The organism is Actinoplanes sp. NBRC 101535, assembly GCF_030269225.1.
Classification (GTDB): domain Bacteria; phylum Actinomycetota; class Actinomycetes; order Mycobacteriales; family Micromonosporaceae; genus Actinoplanes; species Actinoplanes rectilineatus.
In genome coordinates, this window is sequence record NZ_BSSY01000005.1 from 109,124 (window position 1) to 122,812 (window position 13,689).

Genomic DNA, 13,689 nt, shown 5'->3' on the forward strand with positions numbered 1-13,689 from the left:
AGGAGATCACCATGGCCGTCACCGGACTCGACTTCTACTCCCTGCAGGCCCGCGACCTGGAGGCGACCGCCGCCTTCTACGAGAAGCACCTGGGCCTGCGCCGCGCACCGGTCAGCCCGCCGCACGCCGTGGTCTTCGCGACCGAGCCGATCCCGTTCGCGGTCCGCGAGCCGGTCCCCGGCACCGACCTCGCGGCGGGGCAGCCGGGCCTCGGCGTCGCCCTCTGGCTGCACGCCGACAACGCCCAGGAACTGCACGACGACCTGGCTGCGGCCGGGGTCCGGATCGTCACCGCCCCGATCGACGGACCGTTCGGCCGCACCTTCACCTTCGAAGACCTCAACGGGTACGCGGTGACCGTCCACGACAAGCGCTGAACCGGCCCGGGCCCGGGGTGGCGCCGCCCGCCCTCGGCTCGTCCTCGTCGGGCCGCGTGGCGTCCACGGTGACGGCGCCGGCGTGGCCCGGCGCCGCCCGTCGTGCTCAGCTGTGGTCGACCGCCGCCTGCTGGACCGGCAGCGCCGCGACGTAGCGCGTCATGAACGCGTCGAAGCCGGCCACGTCGGCCGCGTCCGGCGCCACGGTGTCCAGGCGGGCGTCCGCGAACACCGCGGTGGTGAGGAAGTCGTCCAGGCTCTGGCCCGCGGAGCGCTGCGTGACGAAACCGGCGAGCACCGCGATGCCCCACGCGCCGCCCTCGGCGGCCAGGTCACCCACCGACACCGGGGTGTCGATCGCGGCGGCCAGCAGTCTCTGCGCGACGCCCTCGGTCTTGAACAGGCCGCCGTGCGCGAACATCCGGTCCAGCTGCACGTTCTCCGACTTCTGCAGCACGTCCATGCCGATGCGCAGGGTCGCCAGGGCGGCGTACAGCTGCACCCGCATGAAGGAGGCCAGGCTCAGCGTGCTGCCCGGCTCGCGCAGGAACAGCGGACGGCCCTCGTGCAGCTTGGTGATCGGCTCGCCGGACAGGTTGTTGAACGCCATCAGGCCGCCGCCGTCGGGGGCACCGTTCAGCGCCGCCTTGAACAGGGTCTCGAAGACGGTGCCGCTGTCCTGCTCGATGCCCAGCGCCGCGGTGAACTCGGCGAACAGGCCGGCCCACGCGTTCAGCTCGCTGGCGCCGTTGTTGCAGTGCACCATCGCCACCAGGTCACCGGCCGGCGTGGTCACCAGGTCGATCTCCGGGTGCACCCGGCTCAGCTCGCCGTCCAGCACGATCATGGCGAAGATGCTGGTGCCGGCGCTGACGTTGCCGGTGCGGCGTGCCACCGAGTTGGTCGCCACCATGCCGGTGCCGGCGTCACCCTCCGGCGGGCACATGGTCGCGCCCGGCGCCAGCGTGCCGCTCGGGTCGAGCAGCGCGGCACCCGCCGCGGTCAGCTCACCGGCCGCCTCACCCGCGGGCAGCACGGCGGGCAGCAGCTCGGCCAGCTTGTGCGGCACCCGCCCGGCGGCCAGCTCGTCGAACTGCGCGAGCATCCGCGCGTCGTACGTGCCGGTGGCGATGTCGATCGGGAACACGCCGCTGGCGTCGCCGACACCGAGCACCTGGCGGCCGCTGAGCTTCCAGTGCACGTACCCGGCGAGGGTGGTGAGGTGGGCGATCCGGCCCAGGTGCTCCTCGCCGTTCAGCACGGCCTGGTGCAGGTGCGCGATGCTCCACCGGTGCGGGATGTTGAACCCGAACAGGCCGCTCAGCTCCTCGGACGCCGCACCGGTGTTGGTGTTGCGCCAGGTGCGGAACGGGGTGAGGATCTCGCCCTCGGCGTCGAACGCGAGGTAGCCGTGCATCATCGCGGAGACGCCGAGCGCGCCGACGGTCCGCAGCGCGACGCCGTGCTTGGCCTGCACGTCGGCGGCGAGCGCGGCGAAACAGCCCTGCAGACCCTCCCAGACCGCCTCCAGAGAGTAGGTCCAGACCCGGTCGACGAATTGGTTCTCCCAGTCGTGACTGCCGACCGCGATCGCCTCGTGGCCGGGGCCGGTCAGGACGGCCTTGATCCGGGTCGACCCCAGCTCGATCCCGAGGGCGGTCCGGCCCTGTTCGATGGCCTCACGCACACCGGTTTCTGTGTCAGTCATCGTCATGTTGTACCGCACCCGGTCAGAAGTGATCCTTCGGGATCACCGCGTGCACCCCGACGGTGCGGTCCACGACCTGGGAGACCTGGAAATCGGCGGCCGCGGACAGGTACGCGTACGCGATCGCCCGGTGCATGCCGAGGTCGTGCTCGAGGAAGTCGAGGGCGTTGACCACCGCCCGCCGCATCGCCACGTCGAGGTCGGTGCCCTGTCCGCCGCCCAGCGAGCCGTCCGGGTCGGAAAGCCCGATCGGCACCCAGGCGTCCGGCGTCTCGGCGAACGGGTACCCGAACGCCACCGACGGCGCGCCCTTGCGGCCCCTCTTGACCACCGTCAGCCGGTAGGTGGCCCGCAGCGACCCCTCCATCGCGGTCAGCGCCACCTCGCCGTTACCCATCGCCATGTGCGGGTCGCCGACGTAGAACAGCGCCCCTTCGGCGAAGACCGGCAGATAGAAGGTGGCGCCCCGGCCCAGCAGGTTGATGTCGATGTTGCCGCCGCCGAGGGTGGGCGGGATCGAGTTGAGGGCCGGGTCGGTCAGTCCGGGCGCGTCGGTGAAGGCCACCCCCATCATCCCCATGAACGGGTTCAGCGGGAACGCGGCGCCGGGCAGGACGCCGGTGAGCGCGCCCTTGCGTGTGGTGCGGACCGGGGTGAAGACCGAGACGTTGCCGTAGCGGCGGGGGTCGCCGGTCGCCCGGCCGTCCGACTCCACCGGCGGCATGATGTCGGCCTCGGTGATCCCGGCGGGCACCGCGCCGCCGGCCAGGCGGGGGAGGGCGCCCTTGCCGTGGCGGCTGGAGATGACGCCGTACGGCACGCGGGGCAGTGCCGACAACACCTCGATCTTGAGTACGTCGCCCGGCGCGGCGCCGTCCACGTGGATCGGCCCGGTGACCACGTGCGGCCCGTCGACGTCGAAGTTCCGCGTCGTCCGGTCGTAGTCACGGGCGATCGCGATCGCGTCGGTGAGCACGCTGTCCCGGTTCACGCCCTGCCGCCGGAACCACTCGACCGGGTCGCGGCCCTGGTCCTCGAGGATGCCCTCGTGCGAGACGGTGTCGACGGTGACGGTCTCGCCGGACCGCATCCGCAGGACCGGCGCGCTGCCGGTGGACGGCACGTATCCCCAGCGCACCTCGTCCGGCCGGGACCGCAGGTAGTGCTTGCCGTCGATCGGTCCCTTCCCGGGTTGCAGGATCCCGGCGCTCCGGCCGCCGGCGATCGCCGGTCCGGACCCCGCGGTGACGCCGGCACCGAGCGCCGCGACAGCCGTGATGAGGGTACGCCGCCCGAGCGCCGCCACCAGTGCATCCTTGATCTTGTCCATGCCCGTCAGTCCTAAGGTGACCGTGTGTCGCCCGCGTCGCGCGTCGATGACGAGCCGGTGAACCGGGTGGACGGCCGTCCATATGTGAAATTGATTTCCATGAAGGCTGGCGTCCGTAACATTTCGCGGGCAAACTCCATGATCGGATCGACCTGCGGCGATGACCATTCTGGATGGTCGGCGGCGGGGAGAGCTCTGTCCTGAGGGAGGCGCGCGGCGCCCGGCCCGCGCCACCGCGCCCGGCCGGACGCCGGCGTGCGGCATGGAGGAGGCAGCCCGCGTGGGCTCAGTTAATTTCAGCAGGCGGCTCGCCGCCATGGCCGGCATCGGCGTCCTGATGGGCGTCACCGGTGTCGGCAGCGTTCCGGGGGCGGCTGCCGCCCCGGGGCTCCGGGATGCGTTCGAGCCGGTCCCGGCCGGATCCAAGATCACGAACCTGCCGGCCGGGATGCGGGACCGTCAGGTCACCGTGATGGTGGAGCTGGACGCGGACCCGGTGGCGGTGGTCGACGCCGAGGCGGCGACGCCGCTGACGACCGCCCAGAAGAAGCAGCGCCGGGACCGGATCCGTGCGGACCAGGCGCCGGTCGAGAAGAAGGCCCGCCAGCTCGGCGGCACCGTGCTCGGCGCGTACCAGCACGCGTACAACGGCATCAAGGTCCGGGTCGCCGCCGGTGAGCTGGCGACGCTCGCCGCGGCGCCCGGCGTGGTCGAGGTGCACGCGCTGCAGCTGGTCAAGCCGGACAACACCCGGGGTGTGCCGATGATCGGCGCGCCGGCGGTGTGGAGCGCCCCGGACAACCTCCGCGGTGAGGGCATCAAGGTCGCGGTGCTGGACACCGGCATCGACTACACGCACGCCGACTTCGGCGGTCCGGGCACCTCCGCGGCGTACGAGACCGCGCACGCCACCGAGACCGCGGCGGCCGACCCGGCGCTGTTCGGCCCGAAGGCCCCGAAGGTCAAGGGCGGCATCGACCTGGTCGGTGACAGCTACAACGCCGACCCGGCCAGCGCGTCGTACCAGCCGGTGCCGAAGCCGGACGCGAACCCGCTGGACTGCGGCGGCCACGGCACCCACGTGGCCGGCACCATCGGCGGTTACGGGGTGCTCGGCGACGGGTCCACGTACCGGGGCGCGTACGACACCACCACGATCAACGCCCAGTCCTGGCTGGTCGGGCCGGGCGTCGCGCCGAAGGCGGACCTGTACGCGGTCCGCGTCTTCGGCTGCGACGGCTCCACCGACATGACGGTGGACGCCATCGAGTGGGCCGTCGCCAACGACATGGACGTCATCAACATGTCGCTCGGTTCGCCGTTCGGCACCGCGGACGCCCCGGAGTCGGTCGCCGCGGACAACGCCTCCAAGGACGGCGTGATCGTCGTCGCGTCGGCCGGCAACTCGGGCCCGGCGCCGTACATCACCGGCAGCCCGGCCGCCTCGACCAGCACGATCAGTGTGGCGGCCAGCGACCCGACCCCGGCGTTCCCGGGCGCCACGCTCGGCGGCCTGGGTCTGAACGCGATCAACGCCAACGGCGCCACCTTCGCCGACGGCCTGTCCGCGCCGATCAAGGTGGTCGGCAACGGCGCCGGTGGCATCGCGCTGGGCTGCAGCACCGCGGAGTTCGCCGCGGCCGGGGTGTCCGGGGCGATCGCCGTGGTCGCCCGCGGCACCTGCGCCCGGGTCGCCAAGGCGATCTACGGTCAGGCCGCCGGCGCGGTCGCGGTGATCCAGGTGAACAACGTGGATGCGCTGCCGCCGTACGAGGGCCCGATCGCCACCAACCCGGACACCGGTGAGGCGGCGATCGTCACCATCCCGTTCCTGGGTGTGCCGTCGACGGCGGCCGCCGCGCTGCTCGCCGCGGACGGCTCGACGATCACGCTGGACAACCTGAACCTGGAGAACCCGGGCTACAAGGGCACCGCGAGCTTCTCCTCGGGTGGCGCGCGGACCGGTGACAGCTGGCTCAAGCCGGACGTCACCGCCCCGGGTGTCAGCATCTTCTCGGCCGCGGTCGGCACCGGCAACGGCACGGTCGGCATGTCCGGCACGTCGATGGCGGCCCCGAACACCGCCGGTCAGGCGGCCCTGGTCAAGCAGGCCCACCCGGACTGGCGCAAGGTCGAGTACTGGAAGGCGGCGATCGTCAACACCGCCGACCCGGCGGGCGTCTCCGACTACACCACGCGGGTCGACGGCGCGGGCCTGATCCAGGCGCCCGGTGCGGTGAACACCCAGGTCGTCGCGCTCGGCGACAAGGGCACGTCCACGCTGAACTACGGCTTCGCCGAGCTGGACAAGAACTACACCAAGCGCAAGGTCGTCAAGGTCAAGAACCTGGGCAAGGCCAAGCAGACCTTCACCGTCTCGGCGACGCTGCCGTCCGGCAGTGCGCACAAGGTCAAGCTGTCCAAGACCACCGTGACGCTGGCCGGCAAGGGCGAGACCGAGGTCGGCGTGACCCTCGAGGTGCCGGCCGCGACCGCGGGCGACGCCAGTGCCTTCCGGGACGTCGCCGGCCTGATCACGCTCACCCCGGTGGGCAAGGCCAACGACGGTGTCGCGTTGCGGGTGCCGTACTACCTGGTGCCGCAGGCCGTGTCGAAGATCAGCACGGCGGTGGACGCGAACGCGCTCAGCCGCAAGGGTTCGGCCACCGCGACGGTGACCAACAAGAAGGGCGTGGTCGCCGGCTCCGCCGACGTGTTCGCCTGGGGCCTGTCCGACGGTCGGGACGCGGCCGGTGCGGCGGACCTGAAGGCGGTCGGTGTGCAGAGCCTGCCCGCCGACGGTGCCGTCTCCTTCGCGATCAGCACCCACAACCGGCTGTCGAACGCCGCCCGCAACGAGTTCGACGTGTACGTGGACGTCGACGGCGACAAGACGGACGACTACCTGGTCGTCGGCGCGGACTACGGCCTGCTGACCACCGGGGACCTGACCGGTGAGCTGGTCACCGCGGTGTTCGACCTGCGGACCGGCGGCGGCACGCTGGAGTTCTACGCCGATGCCCCGTACGACAGCAGCACGATCGTGCTGCCGGTGCTGGTCTCGCAGCTCTGCGAGGACGGCTCGCCGTGCCTGTCGGCGGACAACCCGCGTCTGACGTACCACGTGGAGAGCGTCGGCATCGTCGACGGCAACGACGACGTGATCGCCGGGTCGGCGAGCTTCAACGCGTTCGCGCCGGCGATCACCACCGGCGCGGTCGGTGAGGTGGCGCCGAACCGCAGCGCCACCCAGAAGATCACGCTGAACCGTGCCGAGTTCGCCACGACTCGGGCCCTGGGCCTGATGGTCGTCAGCCACGACAACGCCAGTGCCACCGAGGCTCAGCTGATCCCGGTGCGCTGACCCGCGGCGTCACGAGACGCGGCCCGGAACCGTTTAACGGTTCCGGGCCGCTTTTCGTATGTTCCGGACATGTGACAGGGGCTTAAAGATTTATAGCCATCAATTGAAGTGACAAGCTCAAGCACCTATCGTCAGCGGAACGTTCCCCAACGTTACATCGAGGAGTCTCAATGTCCGAGCGTTTCGCCCCGATCGTGTGGCCCCTGTTCCGCGCCACGGTCGGCCTGCTGTTCGCCTGTCACGGGCTCGCCAGCCTCTTCGGCGTCCTGGGCGGCAGCCGCGGCACCGGCGAGCCGGTCCCGGTCGGCACCTGGCCCGGCTGGTACGCCGCCGTGATCCAGCTCGTCTGCGGCCTGCTCGTGCTGGCCGGACTCCTCACCCGCCCCGCGGCGCTGCTCGCGTCCGGCTCGATGGCCTACGCCTACTTCGTCGTGCACCAGCCGGACGGCCTGATGCCGATCCAGAACGGCGGGGTCAACGCCGCCCTCTACGCCTGGGCGTTCCTCGCCGTCGCCGCCCTCGGCGCCGGGCAGTGGTCACTCGACGCGCTGATCGCCCGCCGCCGCGGCGCCACGCCGGACAGCGCACGCGAGCCGAACATCACCCCGGCGGTGTCCAGCAAGGTCTGACCCGGCGCCGGTCCCGGCCGGTGCCGCCACTGGCGCCTGCTTTTCGCGTACGCGACGAAGAGCGCGCGTGACGCACCGGCCCGGGCCACCGTGGAACGACACGGACATCAATCCTCCGCGGGGAAATTCCCGGAAGCAACTATCATGGCCGCCATGGCTTCCTTCAACGACACGGTGATCGAGAACTTCCGCGCCAACGACGGCGTGCTCGGCGAGTACTGGGAGGGCAAGACCACCCTCCTGCTGCACACCCCCGGCCGCAAATCGGGCAAGAACTTCGTCAACCCGCTCGTCGCGGCCCCCGACGGTGACACCTACCTGCTGTGCGGCAGCGCCGCCGGTGCGCCCGCCGACCCGCAGTGGGTCGCCAACCTGGAAGCCCTCGAGGGCCCGGTCACCATCGAACTCGGCGCCGAGACCCTGACAGCCGGCCACAAGGTCGTCCGCCCCGGCGACGAGGGCTGGGAGCGGCTCTACGGCGTGTGGCGCGAGTACTGGCCGGCCGCCGCCGAGTACGAGACCAAGACCGACCGCAAGTTCCCGGTCGTCGTGATCACCCCCAACCGCTGACGTGACACCGCGCGGTGAGCCGGCCCACCCGGCTCACCGCGATGAACCCGCCGGGTGCACGCGCCCGTACAGTCCGGTGTCCGGCACTTTCCCGGATCTCGTACCGTGAATCATGGGTTTCCTGAATTCGGCCGGGAAACTGCCGATCTGCGGTACCACAGGGCCGGACGGGAGGTGCGTGTGCCGATCGAGGTACTCCGATTGCCGCTGCGGCACGGCGATCCGTCGGCGCCGGTCCGGCACCTGGTCCGTGACCTGCTCGACCCGTGGTGCCCGCCGGAAGCACTCGGCGACGTCCTGGCCGTCGTCTCGGAACTCGTGCACAACGTCACCCGGCACACCCCCGGCGGCGGCGAACTGGTCCTCACCGTCGCGGCGGGCGACCTGCTGATCGAGGTTACCGACGGCGACACCGCCCTGCCCGTCGCCCGGCCACCCGACCCGCGCCGCATCGGCGGCCGCGGCCTGCTGCTGGTCGCCGGACTCGCCCGGGAATGGGGCGCCCGCCCGATCCTGGACGGCAAAGTGGTGTGGGCACGACTCCCGCTGCCCGGCGTCTGCGGTTCCGGAACCGCCGCCTGACGGTTGTTACTCTTCAACCGTTCTCTCGACGGCGAGAGGCCGGCCGGGAGGGAAACAAGTGCAGCAGAACGGTGACCTCGACCGGCTCGACGCCGTGACCCGCACCGGCCTCAGCGCGACACCCGACCCGATGTTCGACCGTTTCGCCGACATGGTCCGCGCCATCCTGCGGGTCCCGGTGGCCCTGGTCTCCCTGGTCCAGCACGACCGGCAGGTCTTCCCCGGCGCCCGCGGCCTCGCCGAACCCTGGCTCGGCCGCCGCCAGACCCCGCTGTCCCACTCGTTCTGCCGCCACGTCGTGGCCACCGCGGAACCCCTCGTGGTCACCGACGCCCGCACCGACCCGCGCGTCGCCGGCAACCTGGCCATCACCGACCTGTCCGTGGTCGGCTACGCCGGGATGCCCCTCACCGACACCGACGGGCACGTCCTCGGCTCCCTGTGCGCCATCGACACCGCACCCCGGCAGTGGACCGGCGCCGAACTGGACCTGCTCGCCGACCTCGCCGCGGCCTGCTCGGACAGCCTGCGCCTGCGGATCGCCACCAGCGCCGCCCTGCACCGGGCGCGGGCCGCGGCGGACGTGGTCGACCGCAGCCAACTCCTGCTGCGAGCCAGCGTCACACTGGCCGACACCAGCACCGTCACCGACGTCGTCCAGGCCGTCCGCGACCTGATGACCAGCACCCTGGACCCGGACTACGTCGGCGTGTCCCTGCTCGACGACGACGGGCGCGTCGGCCTGCGATCCGGCGAACTACTACCGGAAGCGGTCGCGGACCGCTGGCACCGGTACCCGGGCACGGCCGCCACGCCGTCGGCGCTCGCAGCCCGCACCGGCCGGCCGATCCTGCTGCCCGACCTCACCACAGTCGCCGCACTGACCCCGGACGCCGCCGGCACCTTCCGCGAGATGGGCTGGCAGTCCGGCGCAGCCCTGCCACTACCCGGCCCGGCCGGACCGGTCGGCGCGCTGACCTTCGTGTGGAAACAGCCCCGCCGGCTCGACGAAGCCGACCAGGCGGTCCTCGCCGCCCTCGCCGGATACGTCGCGCACGCCCTGCACCGCGCCGACTACCTGCACTCCCGGGAACAGGTCGGCGAACAACTCCAGCGCGCACTACTCAGCGACATCCCGGCGGCACCGCCGTTCGAACTGGCCGCCCGGTACGAACCGGCCGCCCGCGGCGAACACGTCGGCGGCGACTGGTACGACGCGGTCCGGCTCGCCGACGACCACCTCGCCCTGGTCGTCGGCGACGTGGCCGGCCACGACATGCACGCCGCGGCGCGCATGGGACAGATGCGCAGCATGCTCCGGGCGTACATCGCCGACCGGCACGAACCGCCGTCCGCCCTGCTGCGCCGCCTCGACGGGGCCATGCAGATCCTCGGCGACCGGACCCCGGCCACGGCGATCCTCGCGTACGTGCAGCCCGGCCGCACCGGACACCGGGTGCAATGGGCCAACGCCGGGCACCCGGTGCCACTGCTCGTCGAAGCGGACGGGACAGTCAGCCCACTGCACGGCCGGGACGTGATGCTCGGGGTGGTACGCCACACCCCGCGGAACAACCACAGCCACGACCTGCCGGCGGGCGCGACCCTGCTGCTCTACACCGACGGACTGGTCGAGAACCGGACCGAGGTCCTCGACGACCGGATCGACCAGCTGGGCGGGGCGTTACGGGGACTCGCGGGAGCGCCGCTGCCGGAACTGCTCGACGAAGTGCTCACCCGGTTCGCCGGAGACGACCACGAGGACGACGTCGCGTTGCTCGCCCTGCGTACCCCCGGCTGATCGTTTTCCGCCCTCTTCGCCAACCTGAGCGCGGCGCTACCGGCGGCGCGTTACGGTCCCAGGGTGGTCACACCGGAACAGGCCCGGCCCGCCCCGGAGATGGTGGACCTCGCCTCCTGGACAGTCGGCGACGCCACCGGTCTGAGCAGCATGCGGGCGTCCCTGTTCGAAGCGGTGACCGGGCAGGTCATGGCCTCCAGCTTCACCCTCGGCGGGGTGGCCGACCGGATGGTGCTGGTCGCCTCGGAACTCGCCACCCACATGCTGAGCAGCGGGACACCGCCGGCCACCGTCCGCCTCTGCCGCGACGGCGCCGACTTCGTGCTGGACGTCGCCGCCGGTCAGTCACCACCCCCACCCACCACCGGTCCCACCGTCTGTGATGCGTGCGGTGCGGTCGGGGCGGACTTCGCGCCGGACATCGCCCACCGGGCCGTCCGGGAACCACCACGCCCCGAGCCCCCCGACGCCCCCGCCGAGAGCCGCCTCTGGCTCCGGCTCGCCCAGCGGCTCTCCACCCGGGTCGGCGCGTACACGACCGGCGACACCCGGCACGTGTGGGCCCTGTTCGAACCGGAACCCGCCACGGAGCAGGCCGGCCGCCCGTGACCCCACCCCTCGGCGCCACCGGCACCGTCGTCGACCATCGCACCCTCATCGCACCCGCCCGGCTGGCGGCCGTAGCGGGCGCCCGCGACAGCCTCCCCACCATGCCGGTGTCCCCGGACACCATCGCCCGGATGGCCGCCCGTCTGCTCGGCGCGCCGATGGCGGTCTGGTCCCTCGTCGACGGCGACGCCGAGGAACCGCTCGGCACGTACGGCGTACCCGAACGCTGGTTCGGCCCCGGCCCGCTGCCGCTGACCCGGCTCGTCGGCGCCACGGTCGTGTCGGCGAACCGCCCCCTGATCGTCGCCGACGCCGCCGGAACCCTGCCCGGCCACCCCCTGATCCGCGACCACGGCATCCGCGCACTGCTGGCGGTGCCGGTTCGCGACCGGACCGGCACCCCACTGGGATCGTTGACCGTGCTCGGCACCCGCCCCCACCCGTGGACCGACGCCGACCTGCGGATGCTCACCGAACTGGAAAGCCTCCGACAATCGGCGGAACGCCCGGACCACTCCGCCGAGGCGGCACTGCACCGGGTGGAACAATTCCGGGCCTGCCACCGCCGGGTGGACGCCGCGATGCGGGCAGGCGTGGCCACCACCCGCGCCGTGCCGGAGATGCTGGCCGCGGTCGGCGCCACCCTGGGCTGGCCGGCCGCGGAACTCTTCCTGGTCGACGAGGCAGCCGGCGAACTGTGGTCCGCCGGCAGCTGGAGCGCGGCCACCCCCGCGCCGGACGGGCTCTTCGACCACCGCCCGGTCCGCGGACGCGGGGCGACCGGGCGGGCCTGGGAAGACGGCGTACCCGTCTGGATCCCCCGACTGACCGAGATCATCGCCCGGGGTACGGCGTACGAGCGGGACCGCGCCCGGATCTGCCTCGGCCACGGCATCAGCACCGTCGTGGCGGTGCCGGTCCGGGACAGCCACGACGTGGTCGGTGTACTGACCTGCTACGCCGGGGCGGCGGAGAACGACGAAGACCTGCTGGTCGTACTCCTCGAAGGGGTCGCCGCACAGATCGGCGCCTTCGTGACGTTGCGCCGTGCGGAAAGCCTGTCCCGGGAACTGGCCCGCGTCCAGAACGACTTCGTCTCCCTGGTCAGCCACGAGATCCGCACCCCGCTGGCGGCCATCACGGCGCACGTCGGCATCCTCGCCGAGGACTCCGCCGACTTCGACCCGGACAGCCGCGTCCTGATCGAGGCGATGGCCCGCAACGTGGGAGAGTTGCACACCATCGTGGGTACGCTGCTGGACCTGGCCGGACTCGAATCGGGTCACCTGCCCCTGGCCGCCCAGCCCGTGGACCTCACCACGCTGGTGACCACTGCCGCCGGGCAGGCCGGATCTTCTACCGCCGGGCAGGATGCGGTGGTGTCCGGTGGCGGTGGCGCGTCGGGGGAGCCGGCCCGCCTCTTCGTCGCGGTGTCGGGCGTGGTGTCGGGCACGGGCGTGGTGTCGGGCGCGGTGGCGGGCATGGTGTCGGACTCGGCGTCTGGCGCGGTCTCGGGTGTGGCGTCGGGCGCGGTCTCGGGCGTGGCGTCGGGCGCGGTCTCGGGCGTGGAATCGGGTGCGGTCTCGGGTGCGGTCTCGGGCGCGGGGGAGACCGGCCGGCTGGCCGTCGCGACGCCGGACACGAGGGCCGGCCGACTGGTCGTCGCGGCCGGGCCGGACATGGTGGTGGTCGGAGACGAGCGACGGCTACGGCAGGTGATCGACCAGTTGCTCGCCAACGCGATCCGTTACAACCGTCCCGGAGGCAGCGTCCGCCTGACCCTGACCGGCGACCGCGATGCCGTGGAGTTGCAGGTCAGCGACGAGGGCATCGGCATACCGGCGGCCGAGCGGGACCGGGTCTTCGACCGTTTCTTCCGAGGCGGCGCTGTCCGTCACCAGGGGGTCGAGGGCTCCGGCCTGGGCCTGAGCATCGTCCGCACGATAGTACGGCTGCACAACGGAACCATCACCTTCCACGACAACCAGCCGGCCGGCACCCGAGTGGTGGTCCGCATCCCACGAGGCCCTGCCTCTCAATAACCGCCCGAGGCACCCCAGCACTCAACAACACCCCCCGCCGAATCCGGTAACCGCCTGCGGCAGCATTCAGTAACCGCCTGCGGTAGCGTTCAGTAACGGTATCGGCAGCGTCCAGTAACGGCGTGCGTCAGCGTCGAGGCAGCATCGAGTAACGGCATGCGGTAGCTTCGAGTAACTCCATGCATCACGTCCAGTAATGGCTTGTGTCAGCGTTGAGTAACGGCCCCGTCCGAGTGGAGTCCAGCAACCGCCCGCGGCAGCACTCAGCAACCGTCCTGTAGGTACCCGATCTCCGCCCCGATCTCCGCCCCGGTCACCGCCCCGGTCACCGCCCAGCCGGCACTCGATGATCGATCGCCAACGCAGAACCCGGTGATCATTTCGGCGGCACCCGTTGATCGCCCAGGCGGAGCCCGGCAACGGTTGTAGCTCCTCCAGCGACGGCGGTGACCGCACCCGATCAAGGCACCGGGAGCACCTACAACCCCAAATGAGACGGTGCCAGCCCCCAAAACCGCGCTCGGGTGCGCCCACCCATCTGCCGGGCGCTGGCAGCACCCGATCAAGGCATCGGGGGTACCCGCCGTCCCCAAAGTGCCGGTGACCGCACCCAGTGCCTTGATCGGGTGCGCCAGCCACGAAGAACGGAGGTGACCGCACCCGATCAAGGGATCGGG

At 71.9% G+C, this 13,689-nt stretch carries 10 protein-coding genes; 8 read left to right on the forward strand and 2 right to left on the reverse strand.

Annotation, left to right across the window (positions count from 1 at the left end; all coding sequences use genetic code 11):
* Positions 1-11 precede the first annotated feature (11 nt).
* Positions 12-377 carry a VOC family protein gene (locus QSK32_RS15400; protein WP_285472289.1) on the forward strand — a complete coding sequence of 122 codons (366 nt, stop codon included), beginning with the start codon at positions 12-14 and terminating at the stop codon, positions 375-377.
* Between the two features lie 106 nt (positions 378-483).
* Here the strand turns inward: QSK32_RS15400 and QSK32_RS15405 are convergent, their stop codons facing one another.
* Together QSK32_RS15405 and QSK32_RS15410 are read right to left on the reverse strand one after the other, a co-directional pair.
* Positions 484-2,085 carry a xylulokinase gene (locus QSK32_RS15405; protein ID WP_285472290.1) on the reverse strand — a complete coding sequence of 534 codons (1,602 nt, stop codon included), beginning with the start codon at positions 2,083-2,085 and terminating at the stop codon, positions 484-486.
* 22 nt (positions 2,086-2,107) lie between these two features.
* The gene (locus tag QSK32_RS15410) at positions 2,108-3,415 is read right to left on the reverse strand and encodes an acetamidase/formamidase family protein (protein WP_045743795.1); all 1,308 of its coding nucleotides are present in this window, start codon (positions 3,413-3,415) and stop codon (positions 2,108-2,110) included.
* Between the two features lie 280 nt (positions 3,416-3,695).
* Between QSK32_RS15410 and QSK32_RS15415 the strand changes: the two genes are divergently transcribed.
* The 7 genes from QSK32_RS15415 to QSK32_RS15445 all read left to right on the forward strand — a co-directional run bounded on the left by QSK32_RS15415 (position 3,696) and on the right by QSK32_RS15445 (position 13,012).
* Positions 3,696-6,779: a S8 family peptidase gene (locus tag QSK32_RS15415; RefSeq protein ID WP_285472291.1), complete on the forward strand. Its 3,084-nt coding sequence runs from the start codon at positions 3,696-3,698 to the stop codon at positions 6,777-6,779.
* A 170-nt stretch (positions 6,780-6,949) separates the two neighbouring features.
* Positions 6,950-7,408 (forward strand): DoxX family protein, encoded by a 459-nt coding sequence (locus QSK32_RS15420; RefSeq protein ID WP_285472292.1) that lies wholly within the window; start codon positions 6,950-6,952, stop codon positions 7,406-7,408.
* Between the two features lie 153 nt (positions 7,409-7,561).
* Positions 7,562-7,978 carry a nitroreductase/quinone reductase family protein gene (locus tag QSK32_RS15425; protein ID WP_045743850.1) on the forward strand — a complete coding sequence of 139 codons (417 nt, stop codon included), beginning with the start codon at positions 7,562-7,564 and terminating at the stop codon, positions 7,976-7,978.
* Positions 7,979-8,158: 180 nt separating this feature from the next.
* The gene (locus QSK32_RS15430) at positions 8,159-8,560 is read left to right on the forward strand and encodes an ATP-binding protein (protein WP_045743849.1); all 402 of its coding nucleotides are present in this window, start codon (positions 8,159-8,161) and stop codon (positions 8,558-8,560) included.
* A 58-nt stretch (positions 8,561-8,618) separates the two neighbouring features.
* Positions 8,619-10,361: a GAF domain-containing SpoIIE family protein phosphatase gene (locus QSK32_RS15435; RefSeq protein WP_045743793.1), complete on the forward strand. Its 1,743-nt coding sequence runs from the start codon at positions 8,619-8,621 to the stop codon at positions 10,359-10,361.
* Between the two features lie 63 nt (positions 10,362-10,424).
* A complete protein-coding gene (locus tag QSK32_RS15440; RefSeq protein WP_045743792.1) occupies positions 10,425-10,970 on the forward strand; it encodes a hypothetical protein in 546 nt (181 codons plus the stop codon).
* A complete protein-coding gene (locus QSK32_RS15445) occupies positions 10,967-13,012 on the forward strand; it encodes a sensor histidine kinase (RefSeq protein WP_285472293.1) in 2,046 nt (681 codons plus the stop codon). Before QSK32_RS15440 ends, QSK32_RS15445 begins: the two co-directional genes overlap by 4 nt.
* The last annotated feature ends 677 nt before the right edge of the window (positions 13,013-13,689 follow it).

Excerpts from the sequence above, each read along its gene's own strand:
- QSK32_RS15400 (WP_285472289.1), top strand. The coding sequence starts at position 12 with ATGGCCGTCACCGGACTCGACTTCTACTCCCTGCAGGCCCGCGACCTG.
- QSK32_RS15405 (WP_285472290.1), bottom strand. The coding sequence starts at position 2,085 with ATGACTGACACAGAAACCGGTGTGCGTGAGGCCATCGAACAGGGCCGG.
- QSK32_RS15425 (WP_045743850.1), top strand. The coding sequence starts at position 7,562 with ATGGCTTCCTTCAACGACACGGTGATCGAGAACTTCCGCGCCAACGAC.
- QSK32_RS15420 (WP_285472292.1), top strand. The coding sequence starts at position 6,950 with ATGTCCGAGCGTTTCGCCCCGATCGTGTGGCCCCTGTTCCGCGCCACG.
- QSK32_RS15410 (WP_045743795.1), bottom strand. The coding sequence starts at position 3,415 with ATGGACAAGATCAAGGATGCACTGGTGGCGGCGCTCGGGCGGCGTACC.